Source organism: Myxacorys almedinensis A (assembly GCF_010091945.1).
Taxonomy (GTDB): Bacteria; Cyanobacteriota; Cyanobacteriia; order Leptolyngbyales; family Leptolyngbyaceae; genus Myxacorys; species Myxacorys almedinensis.
This window is the reverse complement of record NZ_WVIE01000005.1, coordinates 120301-145003: the sequence shown is the minus strand read 5'-3', so window position 1 is coordinate 145003 and position 24703 is coordinate 120301. Positions and strand designations below refer to the sequence as shown.

Annotated in this window: 25 protein-coding genes and 1 pseudogene; 8 read left to right on the top strand and 18 right to left on the bottom strand. The window is 48.9% G+C overall.

Annotation, left to right across the window (positions count from 1 at the left end):
• The first annotated feature begins 1 nt into the window (after position 1).
• Entirely contained in the window at positions 2 to 850 is an 849-nt protein-coding gene (gene rsmI / locus GS601_RS05965) for a 16S rRNA (cytidine(1402)-2'-O)-methyltransferase (RefSeq protein ID WP_162422351.1), read from the top strand.
• Positions 851 to 856: 6 nt separating this feature from the next.
• On the opposite strand, the gene GS601_RS05960 is transcribed toward rsmI, so the two are convergent.
• The 7 genes and pseudogenes from GS601_RS05960 to GS601_RS23525 form a co-directional block, all read right to left on the bottom strand.
• Positions 857 to 1039: a hypothetical protein gene (locus GS601_RS05960; RefSeq protein ID WP_162422350.1), complete on the bottom strand. Its 183-nt coding sequence runs from the start codon at positions 1037 to 1039 to the stop codon at positions 857 to 859.
• Between the two features lie 65 nt (positions 1040 to 1104).
• The gene (locus GS601_RS05955; protein WP_162422349.1) at positions 1105 to 1293 is read right to left on the bottom strand and encodes a PDDEXK family nuclease; all 189 of its coding nucleotides are present in this window, start codon (positions 1291 to 1293) and stop codon (positions 1105 to 1107) included.
• 10 nt (positions 1294 to 1303) lie between these two features.
• A complete protein-coding gene (locus GS601_RS05950; RefSeq protein WP_162422348.1) occupies positions 1304 to 1555 on the bottom strand; it encodes a hypothetical protein in 252 nt (83 codons plus the stop codon).
• Positions 1556 to 1666: 111 nt separating this feature from the next.
• The gene (locus GS601_RS05945) at positions 1667 to 2032 is read right to left on the bottom strand and encodes a XisI protein (RefSeq protein WP_162422347.1); all 366 of its coding nucleotides are present in this window, start codon (positions 2030 to 2032) and stop codon (positions 1667 to 1669) included.
• A pseudogene (locus GS601_RS05940) lies at positions 2020 to 2438 on the bottom strand (XisH family protein). The gene GS601_RS05945 and the pseudogene GS601_RS05940 overlap by 13 nt, the downstream one beginning before the upstream one ends.
• A 178-nt stretch (positions 2439 to 2616) precedes the next feature.
• Positions 2617 to 2985, bottom strand: coding sequence for a hypothetical protein (locus GS601_RS05935; protein WP_162422346.1), 369 nt, complete (start codon positions 2983 to 2985; stop codon positions 2617 to 2619).
• A gap of 225 nt (positions 2986 to 3210) precedes the next feature.
• Positions 3211 to 3342 (bottom strand): hypothetical protein, encoded by a 132-nt coding sequence (locus tag GS601_RS23525; protein WP_274381939.1) that lies wholly within the window; start codon positions 3340 to 3342, stop codon positions 3211 to 3213.
• A 411-nt stretch (positions 3343 to 3753) separates the two neighbouring features.
• Here GS601_RS23525 and GS601_RS05930 point away from each other — a divergent pair, with 411 nt between their 5' ends.
• A complete protein-coding gene (locus GS601_RS05930; protein WP_162422345.1) occupies positions 3754 to 4350 on the top strand; it encodes a hypothetical protein in 597 nt (198 codons plus the stop codon).
• A gap of 51 nt (positions 4351 to 4401) precedes the next feature.
• Here GS601_RS05930 and GS601_RS05925 read toward each other — a convergent pair whose 3' ends face one another.
• The 5 genes from GS601_RS05925 to GS601_RS05905 form a co-directional block, all read right to left on the bottom strand.
• On the bottom strand, positions 4402 to 5550 hold the full coding sequence (locus GS601_RS05925; RefSeq protein ID WP_162422344.1) for a glycosyltransferase family 4 protein: 1149 nt from the start codon (positions 5548 to 5550) through the stop codon (positions 4402 to 4404).
• A gap of 77 nt (positions 5551 to 5627) precedes the next feature.
• The gene (locus GS601_RS05920) at positions 5628 to 7277 is read right to left on the bottom strand and encodes an MFS transporter (protein ID WP_238393106.1); all 1650 of its coding nucleotides are present in this window, start codon (positions 7275 to 7277) and stop codon (positions 5628 to 5630) included.
• Positions 7274 to 8170, bottom strand: coding sequence for a DNA repair protein RecO (gene recO, locus GS601_RS05915; protein WP_162422343.1), 897 nt, complete (start codon positions 8168 to 8170; stop codon positions 7274 to 7276). The genes GS601_RS05920 and recO overlap by 4 nt, the downstream gene beginning before the upstream one ends.
• 33 nt (positions 8171 to 8203) lie before the next feature.
• Complete coding sequence (gene deoC, locus GS601_RS05910; protein WP_162422342.1) at positions 8204 to 8872, bottom strand: deoxyribose-phosphate aldolase; 669 nt, start codon at positions 8870 to 8872, stop codon at positions 8204 to 8206.
• Positions 8873 to 9052: 180 nt separating this feature from the next.
• The gene (locus tag GS601_RS05905; RefSeq protein WP_162422341.1) at positions 9053 to 9313 is read right to left on the bottom strand and encodes a hypothetical protein; all 261 of its coding nucleotides are present in this window, start codon (positions 9311 to 9313) and stop codon (positions 9053 to 9055) included.
• 417 nt (positions 9314 to 9730) lie between these two features.
• Between GS601_RS05905 and GS601_RS05900 the strand changes: the two genes are divergently transcribed.
• A complete protein-coding gene (locus tag GS601_RS05900; RefSeq protein WP_162422340.1) occupies positions 9731 to 10690 on the top strand; it encodes a DNA-methyltransferase in 960 nt (319 codons plus the stop codon).
• Between the two features lie 66 nt (positions 10691 to 10756).
• On the opposite strand, the gene GS601_RS05895 is transcribed toward GS601_RS05900, so the two are convergent.
• Both GS601_RS05895 and GS601_RS05890 read right to left on the bottom strand, forming a co-directional pair.
• Positions 10757 to 11137: a hypothetical protein gene (locus GS601_RS05895; RefSeq protein WP_162422339.1), complete on the bottom strand. Its 381-nt coding sequence runs from the start codon at positions 11135 to 11137 to the stop codon at positions 10757 to 10759.
• A gap of 339 nt (positions 11138 to 11476) precedes the next feature.
• Positions 11477 to 11905: a hypothetical protein gene (locus GS601_RS05890; protein WP_162422338.1), complete on the bottom strand. Its 429-nt coding sequence runs from the start codon at positions 11903 to 11905 to the stop codon at positions 11477 to 11479.
• A 143-nt stretch (positions 11906 to 12048) separates the two neighbouring features.
• On the opposite strand from GS601_RS05890, the gene petN reads away from it, so the two are divergent.
• Positions 12049 to 12138 (top strand): cytochrome b6-f complex subunit PetN, encoded by a 90-nt coding sequence (petN, locus tag GS601_RS23520; protein WP_162422337.1) that lies wholly within the window; start codon positions 12049 to 12051, stop codon positions 12136 to 12138.
• Positions 12139 to 12217: 79 nt separating this feature from the next.
• A complete protein-coding gene (locus GS601_RS22850; protein ID WP_202924891.1) occupies positions 12218 to 12364 on the top strand; it encodes a hypothetical protein in 147 nt (48 codons plus the stop codon).
• Between the two features lie 221 nt (positions 12365 to 12585).
• Here the strand turns inward: GS601_RS22850 and GS601_RS05880 are convergent, their stop codons facing one another.
• Positions 12586 to 14088 carry an ammonium transporter gene (locus tag GS601_RS05880; protein ID WP_338016970.1) on the bottom strand — a complete coding sequence of 501 codons (1503 nt, stop codon included), beginning with the start codon at positions 14086 to 14088 and terminating at the stop codon, positions 12586 to 12588.
• Between the two features lie 759 nt (positions 14089 to 14847).
• On the opposite strand from GS601_RS05880, the gene smpB reads away from it, so the two are divergent.
• The 3 genes from smpB to GS601_RS05865 all read left to right on the top strand — a co-directional run bounded on the left by smpB (position 14848) and on the right by GS601_RS05865 (position 19474).
• A complete protein-coding gene (gene smpB, locus GS601_RS05875; RefSeq protein WP_162422335.1) occupies positions 14848 to 15318 on the top strand; it encodes an SsrA-binding protein SmpB in 471 nt (156 codons plus the stop codon).
• Positions 15319 to 15549: 231 nt separating this feature from the next.
• Positions 15550 to 18534, top strand: a complete 2985-nt coding sequence (uvrA, locus tag GS601_RS05870) for an excinuclease ABC subunit UvrA (protein ID WP_202924890.1) — start codon at positions 15550 to 15552, stop codon at positions 18532 to 18534.
• A 64-nt stretch (positions 18535 to 18598) separates the two neighbouring features.
• On the top strand, positions 18599 to 19474 hold the full coding sequence (locus tag GS601_RS05865; RefSeq protein WP_162422334.1) for an alpha/beta fold hydrolase: 876 nt from the start codon (positions 18599 to 18601) through the stop codon (positions 19472 to 19474).
• Between the two features lie 80 nt (positions 19475 to 19554).
• On the opposite strand, the gene GS601_RS05860 is transcribed toward GS601_RS05865, so the two are convergent.
• The 3 genes from GS601_RS05860 to psbD all read right to left on the bottom strand — a co-directional run bounded on the left by GS601_RS05860 (position 19555) and on the right by psbD (position 24432).
• Positions 19555 to 19890 carry an STAS domain-containing protein gene (locus GS601_RS05860; RefSeq protein ID WP_162422333.1) on the bottom strand — a complete coding sequence of 112 codons (336 nt, stop codon included), beginning with the start codon at positions 19888 to 19890 and terminating at the stop codon, positions 19555 to 19557.
• 785 nt (positions 19891 to 20675) lie between these two features.
• Complete coding sequence (locus GS601_RS05855) at positions 20676 to 22628, bottom strand: iron uptake porin (protein ID WP_162422332.1); 1953 nt, start codon at positions 22626 to 22628, stop codon at positions 20676 to 20678.
• Between the two features lie 745 nt (positions 22629 to 23373).
• Positions 23374 to 24432: a photosystem II D2 protein (photosystem q(a) protein) gene (psbD, locus tag GS601_RS05850; protein ID WP_162421548.1), complete on the bottom strand. Its 1059-nt coding sequence runs from the start codon at positions 24430 to 24432 to the stop codon at positions 23374 to 23376.
• Positions 24433 to 24703 lie beyond the last annotated feature (271 nt).

Below are 24703 nucleotides of genomic sequence, written 5' to 3'. Positions count from 1 at the left end.
AATGACTGGCACACTTTACATCGTTGGCACTCCGATCGGCAACTTAGAAGATATGACGTTCCGAGCGGTACGCATTTTGCAAACCGTCGATCTGATTGCTGCCGAAGATACTCGTCACACTGGAAAGCTTTTACATCATTTTCAAATCAAAACGCCGCAGATCAGCTATCACGATCACAACCGTACGACTCGCACGCCAGAGTTACTAAGTCGCTTACAGCAAGGCACATCCATTGCCCTTGTGACTGACGCTGGAATGCCTGGAATTTCTGATCCAGGATACGAATTGGTGAAAGTGTGTGCAGATGCAGGCGTGTTAGTTGTGCCAATTCCAGGAGCAAGTGCGGTGATCACAGGATTAAGCGCATCAGGATTGCCCAGCGATCGCTTTGCCTTTGAAGGCTTCTTGCCTGCGAAAGAAAAAGATCGCCGCGCTCAGCTAGAGGTGTTACGCTCTGATCCTCGAACGCTGATTTTTTATGAAGCTCCCCATCGAGTCCTAAAGACACTTCAGGATATGGCAGAGGTGATTGGACGCGATCGCGCCATTACGATCGCACGAGAACTCACGAAGCTGCATGAAGAATTTTGGCGCGGCACAGTTGGAGATGCGATCGTCAAGATCAGCGATCGCGATCCTCAAGGCGAATTTACGCTCATTCTATCGGGCGCATCCCAAACCACAGTCCCCTTATCCGAAGAGACTTTAAAAACCGAATTACACAGTTTGCTGAATCAAGGCATGTCTCGGTCTGAAGCGAGTCGTCAGCTTGCCCAACAAACTGCTTTACCCAAAAGACAGATTTACCAACTCGCTCTCCAAATCAAAGATGACGATCTCAACCAGTGAGCCGATTTATGTTTCGTCTGTGGACTCGCGCCCTGCTTTTACAGACGCTACAAACTGGCGCACTGCTCTGACTACAGTGAGATCATCCGTTGTTTCAAGCATTTGCACCCATTCATTGAGTTTATCTGTCGTGATGATCGGAAACGCTTTGCTGATTGCAACGTTGGCATATTGAGCATCACGCAGCACTCGAATCGTTACCGTTCCAGATTGAAACGTCCAAAGCTTAGGAAAGCCGAAAGCTTGATAGATCTTCAGCTGTTGGAGGAGCGACTGGTGATGTCTACTTCGATCGCGAGATCTGGAGGGAGGTCATTAGGAATGGTTGGATTCAGCCCCACAATGCGATCAGCGTTCTGAATGTAGAAGCAGCTATCGGGTTCGATGCCGCGATCGAGGTCTTCGCGCTCAAACCGAGTCGATTCTAGCTCTCGTAATTGCATATCTAATGCTTCAGCGATCGTTCGGAGTTTGCGAAGCGATCGCAACGATGATTTTTGCCAGTAAGCGATTGACAAGTTCGTGGAGTTGACTCGGCATTGTCAGCGTCAGCGTTCCTTGATTGTAGGCAAACCGAGTGGCGCGATTGTCTCCCAATTCGAGCAGCCATGCTTGATATTGTGTCCAACTCACCTCAGAAAGCAAAATGGAACTTCTGGGAGCAAGCTGGATTTGGCTAATGTGAAGCAGGGTAGAAGTGGTCATAGCCTTGCGCGGATTTGCAGCAGTTTTGTGACTTTATTTTAGCGGCGACGAGTCAACGAAAGCTGAAGCGCACTCTAATAGACTTTGGTAGCCAATCGCGCAAAACTGTCATTAGCCCACAGCAAAGTCTGTAAACTGGCGCATTTGCGGAGGATGGAACCCAAGTACGATGTCTTCCTTGGGAACACCAAGTTTGATCAAGTCTTCTGTGATGTCGTCTTCGGTAGTGTTGAGTTGCAGCCAGATTTTTTCGTTTTTGATGTCAAGATGCAGTAGTGGACTGTAGACGCGCCGAACACTTTGTGAAGCGGAGCTATCGTTTTGCCAACCGACATATGCTAAGTAGTAATGATCGTGTTGGCAATCGAACAGGGTTTGAATTTCCAGATCGGGTCGGCTTGATGATCCAAAGCGCATCTGGGCATAGTCTGACAGAGCTTTTTGGACGGTTTCTCGATAATGTTCTAGCTTTGCCATCGGATGATTTCCTCCTGGATAGGATCGTAAACAATGAGGCTGATTTGGCTTCTTTGAAGTACGGATTGAATGAAGGGAACCGTGAAAAAGTCTTTGTAAATGCTGTCAGGAACCGCAAGATAGAGTTTGCGCTCAGGTCGCTGTTTTCTAGGGCATAACGATAGTTTAAGCATTGACCAAGAGCCGTATGAAATTCTAAAAGGGTGGAAGCTCCGAGGAAGCTTTTCACCTCAACGGCAATTTTCTGGTTTTTCCGGTGGGCGATGATCAGCTTTTCTGCGCCAAGATCAATATAAAAACTGCTTAAGCGCTCAATCTCAAGGGTGAGCGGCTCATCATTAATTGTCCAGCCGTCTTTCTGAAGTCCAATCTTTACGGCTTTATGAAATCGGTCTTTGGCAGGCATGGCTGCTTAATGTATGCATTGCTTATCCATAGTTTACACCTCTCATACTGGAGAGTATGAAGAGCCTCGATCGCTCTATTTCCACCCAAGCAGAATTAGTTTGTGAAAAGCGGTTCCTTTAGAGTCGCGTATAGCGCTCGTCGCACGGTGACAAATAAAAGGAACCGCACTTCAGTTACTAACTGCTGGCGTTGGCAGTAGCCGTAGGTTGGCGAACTACACGCTTACGATCGCTCTTCCGAGTGCCGCCTGCCATTTGGTATTCTTGGCTGTCTTTGCCATATTTAAAGGCAACGCCAATCAACATCTTTTCTGAAAGCTCTGCTAATGACTTTTCGGCTTCTACAAGAGATGTTTTAGCCGCATCGATGCTCGAAAGCAGAGTGTTGTAGTATTCCATCTGGGTGCGGGTGTGTTCGATCAAGACTTTGAATGAGTCAATGGTTGCGCCATCACCAAGATCCAAGCGGGAGTTGATGGATTTTAGACTCGCCAGCCGACGGTCAGCTTTTTCTAGGGTGCGAGAGCTTCGTTTTGAGCGACCCATACTTGCTTTTTCCTTTATGAGTTGAGGTGTGCAAGATTTAGAGTGCCCGTTTGATCTAGCCTTAAAAGCGTTTGAGACCTGCGTGCGATCGCTGAATTTCGCCAATGCTCTGCGCTTGAGTTGGAAGCAGTTTCGGTAGTTGTGCAGGGAGGTGCCATGTCATCTAACCTTCACTGATTGAGATCCCAATGTGCAAAACACGGAAACGCAACGCGGCATTAAGATCTACGAGTTGTGCATTAAGATCCGAATGCGTAAAATGCGGAAGTGCGATCGCGGCATTAGAATCCACCAGTTGTGAATCGAGATCTTAATGGGCAAAATGCGGAAGTGCGATCGCGGCATCAAAATCCACACCCTGCGAATCAAGTAACGAGAACTTGGAACATAAAACCGTGATGGTGAATCAGAAAAATAGATATGCGGTAAGGATGCTGTTTTGTCAAAGTCTTACGCAAGCATGGAACCTATTTTGACGCTGACTTCCGAATTCAGCAAGCTCAGCCCTTCCCCCAGAATCCTGGCTATAGTTTGTTTCTAGCTACCTTTCAAGCAGTAAATTTATGGCATAACCGTAATCTACTCGTGTTGGGTTTGATGGTGCTTGTCCCTGATGACTACGATCGCTATAACAGTGAACCAGAAATAGAGGGTTGCCGATAGCGCAATTGGCGTTGCCAAACTCTAAAGAGATTCCCGCGCAAAGTCCGTTCGATCGCAGTTCACCTAATCTTGCTACCGTAATGTTATCCCTGTAACATTGCCGCTATGACCAGTCCTGACATCAAAGCATTGTTAGAACATGTCGCTCAAGAATGCAATGCGATCGGTCATCCCCTAGACGACACCCAGCAGCATATCCTTTTCCAAGTCATCAGTAATTGGATGACCAAAACCCTCGACGAACAAGCCCCAAATCCCCTCTCCCAACTCACCCCTGACCAGCTAAAACTCCTTCTGCGCTTTGTTCAAGACCAACAGGCGCAAAATCAAGATTGGAAAATTGCCCTACTCAACGATTGGATAGAAAATCGCGAGTCGGGCGCAGTTCAATTCATTCGTGAATCCTACGGAATGGTCTGGCTGCAATCCATTACTCCCGCCCATCTTGCCGAATACACCGACGAAGACACCATTCACCTGACCGTCGGCGATCGCATCGAAGTTTGCAATGCCTTATGGGAATGGGTACAAGACAGCGGGCCCTGTAGCCGAGAATGGTTTGCTTGCACTGTCGTCTCGGTAAGTGACGCCCCCAGCGTCAGAGATGCCAGCATTGCTTGCACCATTCGCTTCGACAACGGCAACGAATTCGAGATTCAAGGGGTGTATGACTGGAACCGCACCAATTGGCGATTGCCCTAGCCCGCTCTCACAACGCCCCCGTCTCCTCAAAGCCTCTCAAACCAAGTCATCTCAAATCAAACTGAGCGGCAATCGCGGCAATTTCACCGCCGATTCATACAACTCTTCCACCTGAGTAATGTTACGACTCAACGTGTAGCGATCGAGCACTCGCTGTCTCGCTTTCTGACCCAACAGTGCTGTAATTTCGGGATGATCTTGAAAAAGTGGTAAAAGCGTCTTCAACTGAGTAGAGACTCGCTGCGTACTCATTACCACACCCGCGCCATCTTCAAGCACTTCCCCATCGGCTCCGGCATCCGTGGCAATGCACGCCAACCCCGACGACATGGCTTCTAACAGCGATAACGACAGCCCCTCTACCAGCGATGGCAAAATAAAGACATCTGCCCCCCTTAAAATATCAATCCGACGCTGCTCTTGAGCAATAAACCCCAGCCAGTAAATTCCGTGTTCAGAGCCATAAAAAGGCATCAATGAGGCAGCAAGCGGGCCATGGTTTCCCACAATCAGCAACTTACTCGTTGGGTGCATCTCCGACGCTTTCCACGCCCGCAAGAGCGACTCTACATTTTTCTCAGGAGCCACACGCCCTTGGTAGAGAAACACGCGCTCCGCCTGAAATTCTGCTTTCAAGGTCGATCGTCCGGGAGAATATTTGGCAGAATCGACGCCATTGGGAATCACCACCACCCGTTCGGCAGGAACGCCCAACTTAGTCAGCAAATCCCGTTGAATGTGCGAAAACACGATCGTGCGATCGTAGTTTGCCAAAAACGGCGCATATAGCTGATACATCAGATGCTGTGTCCCCGATGTAAAGTTACGCCGCTTGCGATCGAAGGGGGGGTGAAACGTGGCAATCAGCGGAATGCCCAATTCTTCACAAATTTCTGGCAGCAAAAAATCGAGGGGGGAAAGCGTCAGCGATGCATGCACCAAATCGGGCTGCACCTCTCGTAGCGCCTGGCTGAGAACCTTGCTCGATCGAAACGTGGGAATCGTATAAATTTGCGACTTGTAGAGAAACGGAATCGGAATCTCCTGAAAGTCTGGCCAATTATCTGGTCCGGCATCTTCCTGAGCAAAATGGAAGAAACTAACTCGATGCCCTCGGTCTAGCAGAGCATTTGTAACCTCTCGACCATAGGTGACATTGCCGCAAAAAGGTGCTTTCTTTCCAAGCCAAGCTATATGCATTTCAGTGGGTGTTAAATGAAGGGGGTATGGGATGCGGGGAGGAGGATGATTTACTCTTCATGCCTCGTCCCTCACCTTCATCCCTCCGAAGATCTCCTCGTATGGGAAATATACCAGGTCAGAGTTCCTCCTGCGATCGTCAGGGCAGCAAGTGCCAAAAAGACAATCCGCAATCCAAATAACGTTTCCGAGACCCCAGCCAAAACCAAGGGCAAACTTAGGGCGATATTGACGGCGTTGTTCTGCAAGCCAAACACTTTTCCCCGCATGTCTTCTGGGGTTTCTTGCTGAATGGTGGTCTGCATCGGAATGCCAACGAGGGCGGCAAAGGCTCCGAGCGACGCAATCAGCAGCAGCGTGATCCACAAATGGTGATAAAAAAAGGCGATGCCCATCAGCGATGTTGCCATGCCGCTCGATCCAATCACGCCCAACCGAGCGTGGGCAAATCGCTGTCCAATACTTCCTAACGCTGCCGCTCCTAGCGCCATCCCAACGCCCCCTGCTGCCAGTAAAAAGCCAAACTGCGACGATTTAATTTCTGGCATCACTTCGGCAAGCCGCACCGACAAGACAGCCAGCGCCGCAAAAATCGAGAAGAGAATCACCAGTTGAATCAACGCGCCCCGAACATGGGGTTGTTCTTTGAGATAGCGCAACCCGTCTTTAATGTCTTCCAACACATGGGGATACTCTTCTGGGGAGTTATCGTCTTTATTTTTTTCCCCAGTTTTCATCAATAAGAGCAACGTCCCTGCGATCGCATAGCCTCCCCCCACCAACAATTCTTTCCCCAAGTCGGGGAAGCCGCCCAGCCGCTCGACCAGCGTATCGGCTAAGCCCAACAACGGCTCACCCACCGCAAACCCAATAATCACCGATGCCATCATTGTCGTGGTGTAGAGCGAGTTGGCAGACAACAAATGCCGCCGCTCTACCACCAGCGGAATGATCGATTGTTCGGCGGGGGCAAAAAATTGAGTCAGCGTCGAAACCAAGAGCGTCACCACGAGGAGCAGACAAAATCCTACGGGTAAGCCATAAAACGTTTTCCACCCGTGGGAAACCCAGATCAGCGAAGGAATGGCGAATACTAACGCACCGCGCAACAGGTTTGTGGCGACCAATATCCCTTTTTTAGACCAGCGATCGACAAACACCCCCGCGATCGACCCAAACAGCACCGCCGGGATGGTAAACGCAATCATAATCGACGATACCCACCCACTGATCGTTTGACCGGGCGACTGAAAGCGGCTGGCAATCAGCGCAATCATCAAGACTAAATACACTTTGTCTGACAACTGCGAGAACACTTGCCCCGCCCACAGCGTCAGAAAGTTGCGATTTTTTAGAACCGGTGCAAACCCGCGATCGGCGTCATCTGGCTCTGGCAACGGGGGCAACGGATGATTTTGCTCAGGCGGAGGATTGGGTAAATCTGCAACTGACACTAACTCTCCGCCCGTATCTTCGGATAAATGTTTACCAGATGAAGGCGCTTTCCCATCAGAATTCGCCGGTGATTCATGCCCGTTTGATGTTTCATGCCCATTTGCCGACAATTCTTCAGAACTGCCAGGAGGATCTTCCTGAGTTCGTAACATGGACGGAACGCGCTCCTCACCCGAATACACTTCGCACGGCTCGCTCCCAAGTTTACCATTGGGGCTGTGTGCAAAGATGGACGAAAGCGAAAGGTCATCAGGATGGCAGGATCGGATCATGGCGATTCAGACAGTTCAGGAGCAAAACACGTATCAATGAGCGCAGCAGACCGAATGGGACGATCGAAATAGTATTGAGCATATTGGCGCAGCAGCCTCTCTAATGCCAACCACACAGGGGATGAAATGGACGGTTGAGACAGTTCGGCATGCGCTAGCTGCTGAAATACAGCGAGTTCAACGGCGTTGATCGTCATGTTTGGAGAAGGTGAACGGTGCGGTGGTGCCGCCGCGATCGCAGCGGTTGGGGCAAGCGTCGCCCGGTATTCTCCCCCTGTAGAGCGAACTCGTGCCGAAAGTAGCAGATCCTGTGCCTGCATGTGTTCAAGCGCTTCGAGGGTAACGGCTCCTCCAGCGATCGCGCTAAAGCCTGCCTGCCAGTGGGGATCGCTGACATCAGGCTTGAGAAGGGCTTGCGTCAGGCAGCACTGATGCACTTGGGGGGCAACCCCTGCGATCGCCAGCAGTTGAAAGATAGCATGGGTGAGGTGAGCCAACACATGGGTGTCGTGCGATCGCTCGATTCGTCCTAAATGCTCGTTTAGCAGATAGAACAAGTCTTCCTGGGGCTGCTCACTCAAGGCTTGGTTCAAGACCAGTTCTGCCAAATACTGCCCAGCCGTCAGCTTTTTGAGCGTGCGTCCTAGCCCCGGATACGACTCTAAGGTTTCAGCTTGGGTAATTTTATCCAGCGTTTTTCCCTGGGCAATCAGTAAATTATTCACGACAAACAAGCCGCTTCGCCCACCCATTTTAGAGTTTTGTTTGCGTGCCCCCATCGCCACCGCCCGGATCAAGCCATGCTCTTTAGTGAGAATGGTCAGCACCCGATCCGCTTCTCCCAGCAGCGTTGCCTTCAAATTAATGCCGATCGCCTTATAAGTTCGACTCATCCCTCATCCTCGTTTCGGAGCGTGTCGCAAGCGTCACATTTCTAGGGTATCGCGCTGACGCAGCAGATCAACACCGCGAGACGTGCCGAGACGGGTTGCCCCCGCCAGCACGAGCTCTAAAGCTTGATCGAGGGTACGGATTCCCCCCGCCGCCTTAACACCAATCCGGTCTTGAGCAAGGTCTTTCAGCAACCGCACATCGCTTACCGTTGCACTGCCGTTCCAGCCCGTGCTGGTCTTGAGAAACGCCACTCCAGCATCTAAACAAATTTCAGCAGCTAAACGTTTCTCAGCATCCGTCAAAAGCGTCATTTCTAGAATGGCTTTGATAGACTGCCCGGTGGATTCCCGAATCTCTGCTAATTCTCGATGGACTTCGCTGGTCATTCCAGACCTAAGCCATCCCAGGTTGATCACAACATCTAGCTCGGTCGCGCCGTGTTCTGATGCTTCTTGCGCTTCGTAGAGTTTGACGGCAGAAGTCGTTGCGCCGAGCGGAAACCCGATCACCGTGCAAACCTTGGGTTTTTTATTGTGTAACAACTCCACCGCTTTCTGCACATGCGTAGGATTCACACAAACCGTTGCAAATCCGTAGCGATCGGCTTCATCACACCACTGCTCAACCTGCTGCGAAGTTGCGATCGCGCCCAAGAGCGAATGATCAATTAAAGGAGCAATATCAATCTCGGAATAGTTCATTATCCGTTATAAATAACTCAAGGGGTTTATAGCAAAAGATTCGGTAAACAGGCTAACGGAGGTTCACATTTATTTTAGAGCCTATCCTCAACCCTTTTAACCCTATACCTAAACAGTCGAAAGCCCACGGAGAAGGTATCCATGGGCTTTTGAGTTACTCAATCTAACATCAGTCGAAGCTCATCGGGTTCCAGAACCGCCAGTTGTCGTCGGCGGATCGTTCGGATCGGGTTCAAATGTGGCATAAAGTGAATCAGATGCAGACCCAAAGGATTTGGTAGCGGTAGAACGCATGGGATCACGAAAACCGTGAGAAGCTTGTTCTAAGAATAGATCAGCCAATTGGCGGAATGGTGCTCCGCTAACCTGACTCATATTCAATCCCATCAATGCACCCAAAGCCAAAGTTGCTACAAATGCGGTCTTCGAGAAGGTACTCATACGCGGCAACCTCATGATAAAGCAGCTTGTTGAATGACCCCTACAACACGATGTTACGTCAAGTAGAAGGCGAAAATCCAGCAAATTTGCGGTTGCTTTATCATTCCTGCATAGGTTTAGCCGAATATCTCCTCAAATGTTTACGTATATATACGTAAGTAATGGGCAAAGCTAAATTTTTCATGACAAGTTAATCCTCTGTAGTTCAATCTGAGTTTGCCCATTGAGTGGGCGATGGCGCTGCACCCCTTAACGAGGTGCGACACTACTACTTTATTCAATGCAACGGAATATGCTTTCCGAAAAATTGAGTAAATTCTAAGTTTTTTCGATGCCCGTAAGTAAAAATGCTAAAGCGGTGTCGCAAATAGCGGCGCACATTTGAAAATAACTAAGTAGATAGGAGTTGACTTAGAGTTGCCTGCCATTCCTGATAAATTGCGATCGCCCCGAAATCGAAGCTTAAGGTTGACCGATGCCGATCGGGCACGGCTGCGATCGCGGCTTTCTGCTCATAATGCTGCGATCGGCACCATGCAGGGCAATTGCCTAGACCTGATTCAGCACTTGCCATCAGCATTTGTGGATCTCCTCATTCTTGACCCGCCCTACAACTTAACCAAAGACTTTGATGGATTGAAGTTTGCTAAACGGGCAGTCGAAGATTACACAGCATGGCTAGACCACCTGCTGATCGCTCTCAAGCCATTGCTCAAACCCACGGCTTCGCTCTATATCTGCGGAGATTGGTTGTCGTCTACCTCTATCTTCACGGTTGCTGCCCGTCATTTCATCGTGCGAAACCGCATCACATGGGAGCGAGAGAAAGGACGGGGCGCAAAAGCGAACTGGAAAAACGCCAGCGAAGATATCTGGTTTTGCACGGTTTCCAATCACTACACGTTCAATATAGAGACTGTCAAGTTGCGCCGCCAGGTAAAAGCGCCTTACCGCACCCAAGACGGCACACCCAAAGATTGGGAAAAAACGGGGAGCGGAAATTTTCGCGATACTCACCCCTCTAACTGCTGGACAGACATCACAATTCCGTTTTGGTCGATGGCAGAAAATACGGATCATCCGACCCAAAAGAGCGAAAAGTTGATTGCCAAGCTCATTCTTGCCAGTTCTAATGTTGACGACCTGGTGTTTGATCCGTTTGTTGGGAGTGGAACTTCTTCGGTCGTGGCAAAAAAACTGGGCAGAAGCTATTTAGGAATCGACGTGAATGAAGAATACTGTTTGCTAACCGAGCGGCGGCTAGAGCTAGCAGACTCTGACCCAACAATTCAAGGATTTACAGACGGCGTATTTTGGGAACGCAACACGCTAGCCATGCAAAAACGAGACCCAGATAAGGAGGAAACGCCGGAATGAACGGTTCATTTGTTACGAGGAGTGAGACCGGATTGGTTTTCCGAGACCAGATGAACCGTCTCAGCGTTAATCTTCTAAGACTTGAGCCGACACCTCTACCGCGTCTACGTCGATCGTGCCGACTGGCGTCAACCGCTTAAACTTGCCATGCTCTGCTGCAAGCGGCTCGCCACAGCTAGGGCACTGAACTTCTGCATGGTTTAAACTTGTGATCTCAAAGTCACAAACAGGACAAGGCGCTTGCACCAGATTTTTTTGCAGCCACCAGCGCAGCCCAACGATCGCGACTACCGGAGCCAGCAGCAGCAACACCAACAAGACAAAAAACGACTTGACTAGCCAGCCCAATCCCAGGGCAGCCAACAGCCACACAATGCCAATTAACGTTAGTAAACGTCCGAGACTAGTCAAGCCAAATTGCAGGGCTTGAAGGTTGTTCTGGTTCACAGGCTTCTCCTGAGTGAAATCGTCGAGTCTATTTCTATCTAATCAAACACTACCCTGATCGCGGGGGCGGCTTTTGCGACTGAAACAGACCTGGTTGCCGTACTGCTTGTCCATCCTAAGGCGCTCTGATGGGCTGAAAGATAAGATTATGCCGATGATCAGGGCAAATGAGGACTGAAGATCAGAGGGTACCTAAACGATAAGAGATCGCCTAGAAGACGGACTAAAAATCGGCAAAGTTTAATGAGTGTTAAACAAGACTGCCGCTGCCCAAAGAAGATCGGGTTTGGGAGGAGATAGGTCAACCTAAGCCGTCAAGCGACTAGCCACCAGATTGGCTTAGGGAAACGGTTTTACCCACTTTTGCCCCATTGCCCAATCGAGCACAAGCCGTGCGATCGCAAACAACATCAGGCTTTCCCCCGCCAGCACAAGAAACGGGAAAACGCTCTCTTGTGTGGTGAAGCCGACATCGATTTGAGCCAGCCCTCGCACCAGCCCAAAGGCTAAAACCGCGCCAGAACGGAGATGTAGATTTGGGTCTTGGCGAATCACGTAACGGTAAGTGATGCCAAATAGAAACCCTGTAAACAGTGCGATCGCACCACTGAGTGATCCAGCCAAATATCCAGTTTGCAGGGCTGCTAGCTCGTCTGCCTGTTGAAACACACCATTGTTCATCGACCATGCAACCGGAAAAACTAGTCCTACTGCGCTGGCTGAGACGATGCCTGCCTTGATCGATTCAACTCGTTCTTCCCACATCATGGTCTAAATCATCATCTAAATCAGGATCTAAGTCTTGTCCAATCTCTTGCCTTCAGCGTTTAATCCTACAGCCCTAGCGTCCCATCTTTGACTTATGATGAGATAGAGCATTTTTGTGTAACGTTTGGTTGGACAGTGTAACTATGGATATTTTGTCGCTGGGTTGGATCGCGCTATTAGCAGTGTTTACATTCTCAATCTCGATGGTGGTTTGGGGTCGCAACGGCTTCTAGTTGTTCTGCTTAGTCCGTAGTTTAGCCTTTGCCGCCGCTACGGACTCTGAACCTTAACTTAGTTTAAAACCCTGGCTCTATGGAAGTGCAAAGCCTCTTTAGCATTTTGGTTTTGGTCGCGTTTGGTCTTTTGGTCTTGGTCACGGGTGGCGTAATTTACCTAACTCTGGCTGATTGGCGCGATCGCCGCCGTCGCGATAACGACAAGCAAGCAAATCGTCGTTAATTTACGGTTTTACCTTTATCTAATCATCCACGATCAAGGCTCCAAAATTAGAAGTTTTGGAGCTTTGCTCATGTTGAGACAAAATCGTATTCAGACAAAATCAAGCGTTCAGTAGGGTTCTTAACAGATGACACAAAAGAGCGCCCTTAGTTTTTTCCCAAGAACGCTCTTTTGAAGCAGGACTAACGAGGTAGAAGGCGCGATCGCAGCTACTACCTCAGCTACTGGTAGGTCTTCCCAACAATGTCGCTGGGAAAGTCATGTTGGGTAGCACTGCCAAGCGTTGTCTCTTTGGCAAAGCCAGCATAGCCTTCCATTCCATGTTCCGAAATATCCAGTCCAACCATTTCTTCTTCAGCCGTAACTCGGATGCCCAAAATCGCTTTCAGCGCAATCCAGAAAATGCTGGAGATGAGAACGGTCATCCCCCCAACCGAGAGCGTTCCAATCAACTGAATCCAAAGCTGACCAATACCACCGCCGAAGAGCAAGCCGAGCGCAGGGGCGGGATCAGCGCCAAACAGGTCACCTTGGCTAAACAAACCGAGTGCCAACGTACCCCAGATGCCGTTGACGAGGTGTACCGATACTGCGCCAACCGGATCGTCAATTTTGATGGAGTCGAAAAAGCCAACCGCAAAGACAACGATGATACCCCCGATCGCACCAATCAATGCCGCCGATGGAACACTAACAAACGCGCAAGGCGCAGTCACTGCCACCAACCCGGCTAGCAAGCCATTGATAATCATTGACAAATCAGGCTTACCCAACACGACCCAAGCGGTAATCGTGGCAGCCAGTGCCCCAAAAGCACCCGCTGTATTGGTTGTCAACGCAATGTGAGCAATCAAAGACCCATTACCTACTCCCATGGTAGAACCGGGGTTAAACCCAAACCAGCCCAACCACAGAATCAAGGCTCCTAAGGTGGCAATACCCATGTTGTGACCGGGGATGGCATTAGAACGCCCATCGGTGGCATACTTCCCGATTCTCGGACCTAAAAAGGCGGCTCCCATCAGGGCAGCCCAGCCCCCAACGGCGTGAACGACCGTCGAGCCTGCAAAGTCATAAAAGCCTGCCGCGGCGAGCCAACCGCCACCCCAGATCCAGTGACCGGTGATCGGGTAGGAAATGCCCACTAGCAGCAAGCTAAAGATCAGGAAGTCAACAAACTTGATGCGCTCAGCTACTGCACCAGACACGATCGTGGCGGCAGTTCCAGCAAAGACAAGCTGGAAGAAAAACTTTGCGCCTAGCGGAATTCCCGTCCAGTTCAACGCTGAGAAGATACCTTGGTAGGCATCCGCTGTAGCAGGGCTATTGTCTACTCCTGTGAGGAAAAATCCACCAAACCCGACAAAGGGGCTGCCGTCACTAAACATTAGCCCAAAGCCAATTGCCCAAAACGCAACGGTAGACAAGGCGAACACAACCAAGTTTTTCGACAGGATGTTGACCGAGTTCTTTTCACGGCAAAATCCTGCTTCTAGCATACAGAAGCCTGCATTCATAAAGAACACCAGGAAGCCTGCAACCATGACCCACATTGTGTCTAAGCCAACACGCAGATCCGTTGTGGTTTGCGCCACGCTATCGAGCGTTGCAGGCTGCTGAGCGGCAGCGGCGTAGCTCCACAGCAGAAAAATTGCGCTGGTGAGCAGAATGCAGGTTCGCCAGGTGGGTGCAAGCTGAGTCGCGATAAACTTCAGCGATCGCACGACAGGATTTCGGGTGATGAAAGTTCGATTCGGAGAAATCCTTTGACGGTTCCTTGTCTTCTTTTTCAAATTAGTTCTCGACAACATAAAGGGATTCCTTGCAACGCAAGCGGAAAGATCTGTGCTCTTAAAGTTTTAGACTTAGATGCACTCTTGGTAATTTCAGAGGGTGTCTCTGCAAGAGGCTTTAGAAATACGAAACCAACGCTTCATAACACTGTTTTTGACCGAGAAAAGCGCTCAGTAGAGCAACTCGAATCTTCAGGTCAAACCCTATTCCCTCAAGGAAATCAGGACAAAAATAAGAAGCTTTGAGTTTCTCAACGTAGCCAACTGATAGACTTACAGTTTTGTCTATAAGCGGAAACGATTTGGCAATTAGAAAAAGGTTTGAGATCAGCAAAGGAAATTGTTTGTTTACGAAATAATAGAACGGTTGGGTACTAATTAGAATTTCAGTTCTACATATGTAAATTCTGTATTGAAGAATACAATTTGCCGCCGCCAACTTGTTTGAAATGCAAAACTCTGATTTCAAATGTCCTAAACTTCTAAGGAATGCTGAAAATCTAAACTCACCAAAAAACTGAGAAATTAACGGCTAAATCAGGTCTTTATGAAGGCTATTGACCTTCTGATTGGCAAATCGGGTTGACAAAACAAATTCTTTTATAGTACTTTTGTATCAGCTTCGCTTCGTCTCCTTAAGTCACGCCCCCATCTACTTTTTGGGGGCAATTTTTTGGCTAAACTAGAGTGATGAGCGATACGAAAACCCAAGGATTCAAAATTGTTAGCGATAACCGCCAAGCCAGGTTTCAGTACGAAATTTTAGAGACCTACGAGGCAGGAATTGAGCTAGTTGGCACTGAGGTGAAGTCGATTCGGGCAGGCAAAGTAAACCTCAGAGACGGCTATGCTTTGATTCGCAACGGCGAGGTTTTGCTCAGCAATGTTCATATCTCGCCCCATCAAAGCTCCAGCCTGTTTTTCAATCATGATCCGACGCGCACTCGAAAACTGCTGTTGCATCGCCAAGAGATTCGCAAACTCATCGGCAAGGTAGAGCAGCAAGGATTGACTCTCGTTCCGCTTAAGATGTATCTCAAGCGAGGCTGGGTCAAGGTAGATTTGGCGCTGGTGCGAGGGAAGAAACTGCACGATAAGCGGGATGATATGCGGAAGCGGCAAGATAAGCGGGACATAGAACGTGCTATGAAAAATCGGTGATTTTGTTAAGTTTTATTTTTCTAACGATCATAAAGTTTGACACAAGATCTGACGGCTACGATCGCATCTCAAGCTGAGATTGACCCGTTCTCTGCCACCTCTAGAAAAAAAGCCGTCTTTCGGAACGCAACTTAAGCCCTTTAAGTGCGATCGCAGGATTTTAGTACGCAAAAACTACGATCGTGGAGGGAAGCGATAGAATCATTGAGGACTGTTTCTTTTCGTCTTTCAATGCCAAAGCGTGCCAGATCATCCGAAAGCTCTATATCCCCGGTTCTGAGTCCCGATGTAGGAATTGACGAAGAGATTCGCTCCGCCGATCAGCCTGCTTTGCCGCCCCCAACTCCCCGTGCAAAGCCCATGTCGCTCAACTCGATTCGGATTCGAGGTGCCAGGCAACATAACTTAAAGAACATTGATTTAGAACTGCCCCGCGATCGCTTGATTGTATTTACCGGTGTCTCTGGGTCGGGCAAGTCGTCTCTTGCTTTCGATACCATTTTTGCCGAAGGGCAACGGCGCTATGTTGAGTCGCTCAGTGCCTATGCGCGACAGTTTTTAGGACAGGTCGATAAACCCGATGTCGATGCGATCGAAGGTCTCAGCCCTGCCATTTCGATCGACCAAAAATCAACGTCTCACAATCCTCGCTCTACCGTGGGCACCGTTACCGAGATTTACGATTATCTGAGGTTGCTCTACGGGCGAGCCGGAATGCCTCACTGTCCCCACTGCGATCGCTCGATCGCGCCCCAAACGATCGATCAAATGGTCGATCGAGTAATGGAATTGCCCGATCGCGCCCGCTTTCAGATTCTGGCTCCGGTGATTCGGGGCAAAAAAGGAACCCATAAAAAATTGATTTCTAGCCTCAGTTCTGAGGGATTCGTGAGGGTGCGGATTGATGGAGAAGTGCGCGAATTAAGTGACTCGATCGAACTCGATAAAAATCAATCTCACACGATCGAAATCGTGGTAGATCGTCTCGTCAAAAAAGACGGCATCGAAGAACGCTTGACCGATTCGCTCACTACCTGTCTACGCCACTCTACCGGAATCGCAGTCATTGACCTGATGGCAGAAACCGAGGCTGAGAAGGTGCCAGAGCTTGTCTTTTCAGAAAACTTTGCCTGCCCAGAACACGGAGCGGTGATGGAAGAGCTATCCCCTCGTCTGTTTTCGTTTAACTCTCCCTATGGCGCGTGCCCCCAGTGCCACGGCTTGGGCAGCCATCGCACGTTTTCGCCAGAGTTGATTGTGCCAAATCCGCAGCTTCCGGTGTACGCTGCGATCGCGCCTTGGTCAGACAAAGACAACACCTACTATCTCTCGCTGATTTGCAGCGTGGCTGAAGCCTTTGGGTTTGATATTCAAACGCCCTGGGCACAGTTGACCACCGAGCAACAAAACGCCCTCCTCTACGGGTCTAAAGATCCGATCTGGATCGAGGTCGATTCTCGCTATCGAGAAAATAAAGGCTACCATCGGCGCTACGAAGGTGCCATTCATCTCCTCGATCGACAGTATCAAGAAAGTAGCTCTGACGCCTATAAGCAGAAGTTAGAGCAATATTTGGTAGACGAACCGTGCAGTGAGTGCCGGGGCAGACGCCTCAAACCAGAAGCCCTGGCCGTGCGGCTAGGGCAATACCACATTGACGATTTCACTAGCGTTTCGATTCGCGAGGCGCTCCACCGAGTGGAAACGGTTGAACTTAGCGCTCGCCAAGCCCAAATCGCCGATCTCGTTCTCCGAGAAGTGAAAGCCCGCTTGCAGTTTCTGCTAGATGTCGGACTCGACTACCTCACCCTCGATCGCACCGCCATGACCCTTTCTGGCGGAGAAGCCCAGCGCATTCGCCTTGCAACTCAAATTGGCGCAGGTCTGACAGGCGTTTTGTACGTTTTAGATGAACCCAGCATCGGGCTGCACCAACGAGACAATACCCGACTGCTCAACACCCTCACCAAACTGCGAGACCTGGGAAATACTCTAATTGTCGTAGAACACGATGAAGAGACGATTCGGGCTGCCGATCATATCGTAGATATCGGACCCGGCGCAGGAGTGCACGGAGGCAGCGTGGTTTCTCAGGGCGATCTAGACAGCTTACTCAATGCTCCAGACTCGCTGACGGGGGCTTATCTCTCCGGACGACGCAGCATTCACACTCCGGCAGAGCGGCGATCGGGGAATGGACGATCGCTGCAAATTCGGAATGCCGATCGCAACAATCTCAAAGCCATTGATACCGATATTCCTCTCGGTAGGCTCGTTTGCGTCACCGGAGTATCAGGTTCAGGGAAATCTACTCTTGTGAATGAACTGCTCTATCCTGCCATTCAGCATCATTTTGGGCATAAGATCCCGCAGCCCAAAGACATGAAACCCGTGAAGGGCTTGGATGCGTTGGATAAAGCGATCGTGATTGACCAATCGCCCATCGGTCGGACGCCGCGCTCCAATCCTGCCACCTACACTGGCGTCTTTGATGTGATTCGCGAAGTTTTTTCTACCACGATTGAAGCCAAAGCTAGAGGCTATAAGCCCGGTCAATTTTCTTTCAACGTCAAGGGGGGACGCTGCGAAGCCTGCGGTGGACAAGGCGTCAACGTGATTGAAATGAACTTTCTGCCAGATGTTTACGTGCAGTGCGATGTCTGCAAAGGTGCGCGATATAACCGAGAAACCTTACAGGTGAAATTTAAGGGGAAATCAATCTCAGATGTGCTGAATATGACGGTTGAAGAAGCCCTAGAGTTTTTTCAAAATATTCCTCAAGCTGCAAATCGCTTACAAACCCTATTTGATGTGGGTCTGGGCTATGTTCGCCTTGGGCAAACGGCTCCTACCCTGTCTGGGGGCGAAGCCCAACGGGTAAAGCTTGCTACAGAATTGTCTCGTCGCGCCACGGGGAAAACGCTCTACCTAATTGATGAACCGACCACCGGGCTGTCGTTCTACGATGTTCACAAACTGCTAGATGTGGTGCAACGGTTGGTTGATAAAGGAAACTCGGTGCTTGTGATTGAACACAATTTAGATGTAATTCGCTGTTCTGATTGGGTTATTGATCTGGGTCCCGAAGGCGGCGATCGCGGCGGTGAAATTGTGGCAGTAGGCACCCCAGAAGAGATTGCCAAAAATCCCCACTCCTATACAGGTCAATATTTAGCGCAAGTGCTGCAACACTATCCTTCTGCAATTACTGCTTAGGTGGGGTGTCATCGGCAAAAGGCGGGGTGTAAGGTGCTATGAACTCTTTCACTTTGCCCTCATTATGTTGGAAACTTGGCAGCACCAGTGCATTCATACGAATGGTCTGAATCTTCACTACGTCACTCAGGGAGAAGGATCGCTCATGCTGTTTTTGCATGGGTTTCCTGAGTGTTGGTATTCTTGGCGGCATCAAATTCCAGAGTTTGCCCAAACCTACAAAGTGGTGGCGGTTGACTTGCGAGGCTACAACGATAGCGACAAGCCTGAGGGGCAAGCCGCTTATAGAATGCCAGAATTCATCGCGGATATTAAGGGCATGATCAAAGCCTTAGGCTACGAGCAGTGTATCCTGGTCGGGCATGATTGGGGTGGCATCATTGCGTGGCATTTTGCTTACGCCCATCCTGATATGCTCAAGCAGTTAATCATTCTAAACGCACCCCACCCTGCCCTATTCTCTCAAAAGCTTTTTACTTCTGGGCAATGGCTGAGGAGTTGGTATATGTTGTTTTTTCAGGTACCATTTCTACCCGAATTTTTGATTCAATTGGGAGACTTCAAAGCGTTAGAAATGGCATTCTTAGGAATGGCAGTTAGAAAAAGCGCATTTACCAAAGAAGACCTTGATTTTTACAAAGATGCTTTTGCAAAGCGGGGCGCTTTAACAGCATCCTTAAACTACTACCGTAACGCGCTCCAGCAAACTTTGACTGAGCGTAATTGGCAAACGCTATATGTGCCAACCTTGATGATTTGGGGAGAGGAAGATATTGCGTTAGACAAAGAATTGACCGATGGCGTCGAGACCTATGTTCACGATTTTCAGATCCAATATATTCCAAATTGCAGCCACTGGGTTCAACAGGAACAACCAGAGTTGGTTAATCAATATATTCGCCATTTTCTAACAGCTAAGTCTGAAAAAATTGCTACTTAAATCTAGCTGGTAAAACAGAAGTAAAGATGGTGAATGCTTTCCATCTAGCTGTCACCATTTAGATTTTTAGCAGCGCTCAGTTAGGATGCTGTAACCGGTAAATTCGCTAATGTTGGTGCTTCGGTTGAGCGCTCAACGACTTCAAAGACTCGATCCATCCCTGTTAGTTCCAACAACATTTTAACTTGCTCATTAATTGAGCAAATGAATAGCTTTTTTCTTGCTTCACGAACCCGCTTGAAAACAACCACCAGCGCCATTAAACCAGGACTGCTCATAAATTCAACAGCCTGAAAGTCAACCAAAATGACATCGGCATTAACTGCGATCGCAGCGTTCGCTTGCTGATAAAATTGATCGACTGAATTGTAGTCAAGCGAATCGGGAAACTCTATAGTTTTCACTGAAAATTCCATAACATTAACTACCTAATTACTAAACAACGCGACTTAGACGATTGATGATTTGTTTGCCTAAAATAAATGAATCGTACTAATGAGTCACGATGAGGCAATCGAAGACTCAAATGTTTGTAAGACCGTAACACCTAACTTAAATTGAAAGCTTCTACCCATAGAAAGAAACTGAAATCAGCCTCAACTCTATACTTATTTAATAGGAGCTAGATCTAGACATTGCGATTCTAAATCAGCTTAAAGACCATTAATCGTATTTAGGAATACAATTCTTGATAACCGATGAATTAAGTTTGAATATAATAAGAAAAGATGAGAAAAAATAATGACTTGTATTGAAATAACTTAGCTTTGTCTCAGCGATCGCATGAAAAATCTGCGTATGTATATACAAATAAAGCTGAAATTTTTGAGCGATCGCGCCTCTATCTTTTCAGCAAAAAGGCACGTTTAATTCAAGATAGCTTTCAAGAAATCAAAAGTGGCTCAAAAGATATACGCCATTCAGTGTTCTAACAGACTATACCCTGTATATCCTGCGCGATCGCGTCTATTCCCTAGGTCTCTCAACTTAAGGGTCAATGTCCTTTTCAGAGGGTTTCTATGCTTCAGTAGACTGTATTCTAGCCATAGCGCTTGCTCCAACTGCAATTAAATTTCACAAATCATAGGCAAATGCCTATCTTGAAACAACCAGAATTTAACTAAAATTTAACTAAAAAAGCCCTACATTCGCAGTAGGGCTGATTTCATTAATTCACAAGATCAACGAACTGAAACAGATGTTAGAACGTGAATGTTGTTCTTAATGTACCGATAACAACATCATCGTTATTATCATTTTGACCAGGATTCACAATCCAAATCACACCCGGAGTGATAGAGATGTTATCGTTCAACTGATACTTGTAGAAACCCTCAAAGTGCAGAGGAATATCGTTTCGCACACCTGCTGCCCGCTGAGCACCAGACGGGTTACCCAAGTAAGGCTCTGCGCCAGCAATAAAGCCGAGCAAGTTTCCTCTCTTGCCAAAGTCAGGCAGAGCAAGACCCACTCCATAAGTCCAGATGTCTCTCTGACCCACACCATCATCAACAAAATTAGCGTTGATAAGCGATGCAAAACCATTAAGAACCAGACCAGGACTCAGTCTGAAAGCAACTTCAGCACCGTAGGCGCTTACCTGAGAAGAAGCGTTAGCACCCAATGCAGTAGTTGAGCGGTTAGCCAGCAATGTTCCCACAACAGGGGAGCCACCGCCGCCATCAAAAATTGCGCCTCTTCTGTAGGCATTTACATACGTCAAGCCAACCTGTAAAGCTTCACCCGCATTAAAAGTTAGCTGACCCAAGGCGCTGTAGCTACCATTGAACAGACCTGCCTTAGATGCAGGATTGCTGGCACCACCCAGAGCAGCAGTATCCGTTGAGTTATCAGCTAAGTAACCAGCGCTAATTTGAAAAGCATCGCTGAGTCTGAAGTTGACACCAATACCCGAACCCCCACCGATCGCGTAGATAGGATTGCGCTGACCAAAGTAAGACAGGGTTGTGCTTCCGCTATCGCCTGAGTCAAAGGCGGGGTTAGCCGTAGGAACATAATCGTAGTGCAAACCAGCAAAGGCAGGAATGTAGAACTTCACCCGATCGTTGAGCGGGAAGTAATAGGCAACCCAATCAATGAAAGTTTGGTTACCACCAGTATTACCAAAGTTAAAGGTTTGAAAGCCTTCAGCAGCAGTTCCACCAGGGGTACCAGCACCAGAGAGAGCGAAGGTTTGAGCGTTTCCAGCCGCAAGACGAGTAACCAGCAAGTCTTGACCCGTAAAGCTCGTATTGAGGGAAAGGCGAACCCGGTTTTGGAATACGGTGTTGTTTCCACCCGTTCCGTCTACCCCAAACTCATCCGTGACTGCAAAAACGGCTTCACCGGCAAGCTTGGTGGTTGTAGAGAACTGCTGTCTTTCAAGAGTGGTAGTGCGCGCTTCTAGAGCATCTACCCGCCCACGTAGAGTGGCTAGCTCAGCCGCAAACTCTTCTTGCAACTTCTGAAGCGTCGCTAAATCTTCTTTCTTAACGAGATCTGCCGTTGATGCTGCAATCAACTCGTTAACTCGATCAAGACAAGCATTTAAACCAGCCGCAAACTCATAGCGGGTCAAAGCACGGTTTCCGCGATAGGTGCGGTCAGGATAACCTGCGATACAGCCGTAGCGCTCAACCAACGATTGAAGAGCCTGAAATGCCCAATCGGTAGGGCGGACGTCTGAAAGCTGAGAAACCGAAGTAACTTGACCTGCCGAAGCACCAGCAGACTTCCCTTCTCGGCTGTAGCGATTGATCTGATCTAAAGAATCAACGCTGGGTGCTGAAGAAGCAGGAGCGGCTTCAACCTCTGGAGCAACTTGGGCAACTTTCACTTCCTTAGAAGGAATTTGCGCCGCTTCAGCATTGCCAGAAGGGGCTTGTGCCACTTCGTCAATATTGTTGGCAGCAAGCTTGTCCAGTGTCTTGGTAGGCTCAACAACAGATGCAGACGGCTTTTCAAAGGAAAGTTGAGTGTCTGCTTTCAGGACAGATGCATCAAGACTCTGACCAGTGACTTCAATAGCAGAAGTAGACAGCAAAGAAGCCTGGTTTACCTGCTTTTCTGCTGCGATCGCAGCAGAACTCATCATGAGTGCTGCGCCTAGAACAGCAGGACTGACGAACAAAGAGTTCAATAAAACCTTACGCATTGTTTAGTTCTCCTCACACCTGTATCAAATGACTATTAGAATCTCCGGCAACTAGAACCTTTAGTCAACATGGTTACCCGAAAGTAACACACACAAGTTTAACCGCAGAAACAAGGTTATTGATCAAATTCAGCAAAAATTATTGCGCTCTTTAAAAGATTTCAATGGTGACGAACACATAAAGCTCCTAAAACTAAGCGATGTAGCCGTTTGAGAAGCACCAAACATCGCCTTTTTTCTGCCTTTTTTCTAGAGTTAGACGTAATTCTCCAAAATCCTTATCTCAACCTACGTCTATCAAAAGGAATAGTTTTCGTGAGGTGGTAGGTCATCAGGCTACCTTTAAAGAACTATCCGCTCCTACCAAAAAAACCTGGTCGTAACCAGAATTCTTAGTGATAGGAGCGGTGTAGCGGGTCTTCAGGTAAGAATCAGACTGCCGGAAGGAACTTCGACTCAGCCTAGACTTTAACAAAGAACTGTCTTCATCAAGAAAACAGAATTTGCCTCTAGAGAACAGCCCCGGCGCGCAGCCGATTCAATTCAACCTGACGACCCATGTATTTACTACTATCTGTCATGGGCATCACCTCCTATTGCCTAAACGGTCTAATGTGGATGGTTTAGAACCTGTGCAATGGGTATCTAGTACCCTTCAAATAATGTAGCACAAGCCGTTAAAAACCAGGATCAAAAAATCGCGCCTACCAGAGCCAACAGGCGCGATCGCTCAAGCTATCTACTATTAGAGAGCATTACCGCGAGGCAATACTTCTTCAGGGAATACAAAATGCTCATGGGGTTGGTCTTGGGAGGCCATCCAGGCCCGGATACCTTCATTCAACAGAATGTTCTTGGTGTAGAAGGTTTCAAACTCAGGGTCTTCTGCCGCTCGCAGTTCCTGAGAGACAAAATCATACGCCCGCAGGTTGAGCGCGATCCCGATGATGCCCACCGACGCCATCCATAAGCCCGTCACCGGCACAAACAGCATGAAGAAATGCAGCCACCGCTTGTTGCTGAAGGCAATCCCGAAGATCTGTGACCAGAATCGGTTGGCCGTCACCATCGAATAGGTTTCTTCGGCTTGGGTCGGGTTGAAGGCGCGGAAGGTGTTCGACCCATCGCCATCTTCAAACAGGGTGTTCTCCACGGTTGCCCCGTGAATCGCACACAGCAAGGCACCGCCGAGGATGCCAGCCACGCCCATCATGTGGAACGGGTTGAGGGTGAAGTTGTGGAAGCCTTGCACAAACAGGATGAACCGGAAGATGGCGGCGACGCCAAAGCTCGGCGCAAAGAACCACGACGACTGTCCCAACGGGTACATCAAGAAGACGCTGGTGAACACGGCGATCGGTCCGGTAAAGGCGATGGCGTTGTAGGGTCGGATGCCAACTAAGCGCGCAATCTCCAGTTGCCGCAGGCAAAAGCCGATCAGCCCAAACGCTCCGTGCAGGGCAACAAACGTCCACAACCCACCCAACTGACACCAGCGGGTGAAGTCGCCTTGGGCTTCCGGACCCCACAGCAACAGCAAGGAGTGCCCAAGGCTGTCGGCGGGGGTGGAGACGGCGACGGTGAGGAAGTTGGCACCTTCGAGGTACGAGGATGCCAGTCCGTGGGTGTACCACGAGGACACAAAGGTGGTGCCGGTCATCCACCCTCCCAGCGCTAGAAAGGCGCAGGGGAACAGTAAGATGCCAGACCAGCCGACAAACACAAATCGGTCACGCTTCAGCCAGTCGTCTAGGGTGTCGAACCATTCTTGGCGAGCCGGTGCCCGCCCTACTGCTATGGTCATGGGGTTATCTCCTGAATATATTGCAGGTAAAGAGAGATCTCTCAGATTCAGTAACGTTCAAAAATGAAAATGAGAAACGTTAGTGAAAAGTTATGAGAGAGTTTACTTTTCTTTACTATATGTCCTCATTATAGGAACAGGTTTTCAAAATTTCTAGTCTCGCCGGAAATCTGGAGGTAAGATTGAGCGAACTGAGCCTCTACGAAAACATGCTCTGGTACTTTGTGAGCCGTTATTTCAGATATTTGTAATACTAGAATCTGGCTGTTTC

Coding starts and splice junctions, on each gene's coding strand:
- rsmI (WP_162422351.1), top strand. CDS start 2: ATGACTGGCACACTTTACATCGTTGGCACTCCGATCGGCAACTTAGAA.
- GS601_RS05955 (WP_162422349.1), bottom strand. CDS start 1,293: ATGCAATTACGAGAGCTAGAATCGACTCGGTTTGAGCGCGAAGACCTC.
- GS601_RS05950 (WP_162422348.1), bottom strand. CDS start 1,555: ATGACCACTTCTACCCTGCTTCACATTAGCCAAATCCAGCTTGCTCCC.
- GS601_RS05945 (WP_162422347.1), bottom strand. CDS start 2,032: ATGGCAAAGCTAGAACATTATCGAGAAACCGTCCAAAAAGCTCTGTCA.
- GS601_RS05935 (WP_162422346.1), bottom strand. CDS start 2,985: ATGGGTCGCTCAAAACGAAGCTCTCGCACCCTAGAAAAAGCTGACCGT.
- GS601_RS05930 (WP_162422345.1), top strand. CDS start 3,754: ATGACCAGTCCTGACATCAAAGCATTGTTAGAACATGTCGCTCAAGAA.
- GS601_RS05925 (WP_162422344.1), bottom strand. CDS start 5,550: ATGCATATAGCTTGGCTTGGAAAGAAAGCACCTTTTTGCGGCAATGTC.
- GS601_RS05920 (WP_238393106.1), bottom strand. CDS start 7,277: ATGATCCGATCCTGCCATCCTGATGACCTTTCGCTTTCGTCCATCTTT.
- recO (WP_162422343.1), bottom strand. CDS start 8,170: ATGAGTCGAACTTATAAGGCGATCGGCATTAATTTGAAGGCAACGCTG.
- deoC (WP_162422342.1), bottom strand. CDS start 8,872: ATGAACTATTCCGAGATTGATATTGCTCCTTTAATTGATCATTCGCTC.
- GS601_RS05905 (WP_162422341.1), bottom strand. CDS start 9,313: ATGAGTACCTTCTCGAAGACCGCATTTGTAGCAACTTTGGCTTTGGGT.
- GS601_RS05890 (WP_162422338.1), bottom strand. CDS start 11,905: ATGATGTGGGAAGAACGAGTTGAATCGATCAAGGCAGGCATCGTCTCA.
- petN (WP_162422337.1), top strand. CDS start 12,049: ATGGATATTTTGTCGCTGGGTTGGATCGCGCTATTAGCAGTGTTTACA.
- GS601_RS22850 (WP_202924891.1), top strand. CDS start 12,218: ATGGAAGTGCAAAGCCTCTTTAGCATTTTGGTTTTGGTCGCGTTTGGT.
- smpB (WP_162422335.1), top strand. CDS start 14,848: ATGAGCGATACGAAAACCCAAGGATTCAAAATTGTTAGCGATAACCGC.
- uvrA (WP_202924890.1), top strand. CDS start 15,550: ATGCCAAAGCGTGCCAGATCATCCGAAAGCTCTATATCCCCGGTTCTG.
- GS601_RS05865 (WP_162422334.1), top strand. CDS start 18,599: ATGTTGGAAACTTGGCAGCACCAGTGCATTCATACGAATGGTCTGAAT.
- GS601_RS05860 (WP_162422333.1), bottom strand. CDS start 19,890: ATGGAATTTTCAGTGAAAACTATAGAGTTTCCCGATTCGCTTGACTAC.
- GS601_RS05855 (WP_162422332.1), bottom strand. CDS start 22,628: ATGCGTAAGGTTTTATTGAACTCTTTGTTCGTCAGTCCTGCTGTTCTA.
- psbD (WP_162421548.1), bottom strand. CDS start 24,432: ATGACCATAGCAGTAGGGCGGGCACCGGCTCGCCAAGAATGGTTCGAC.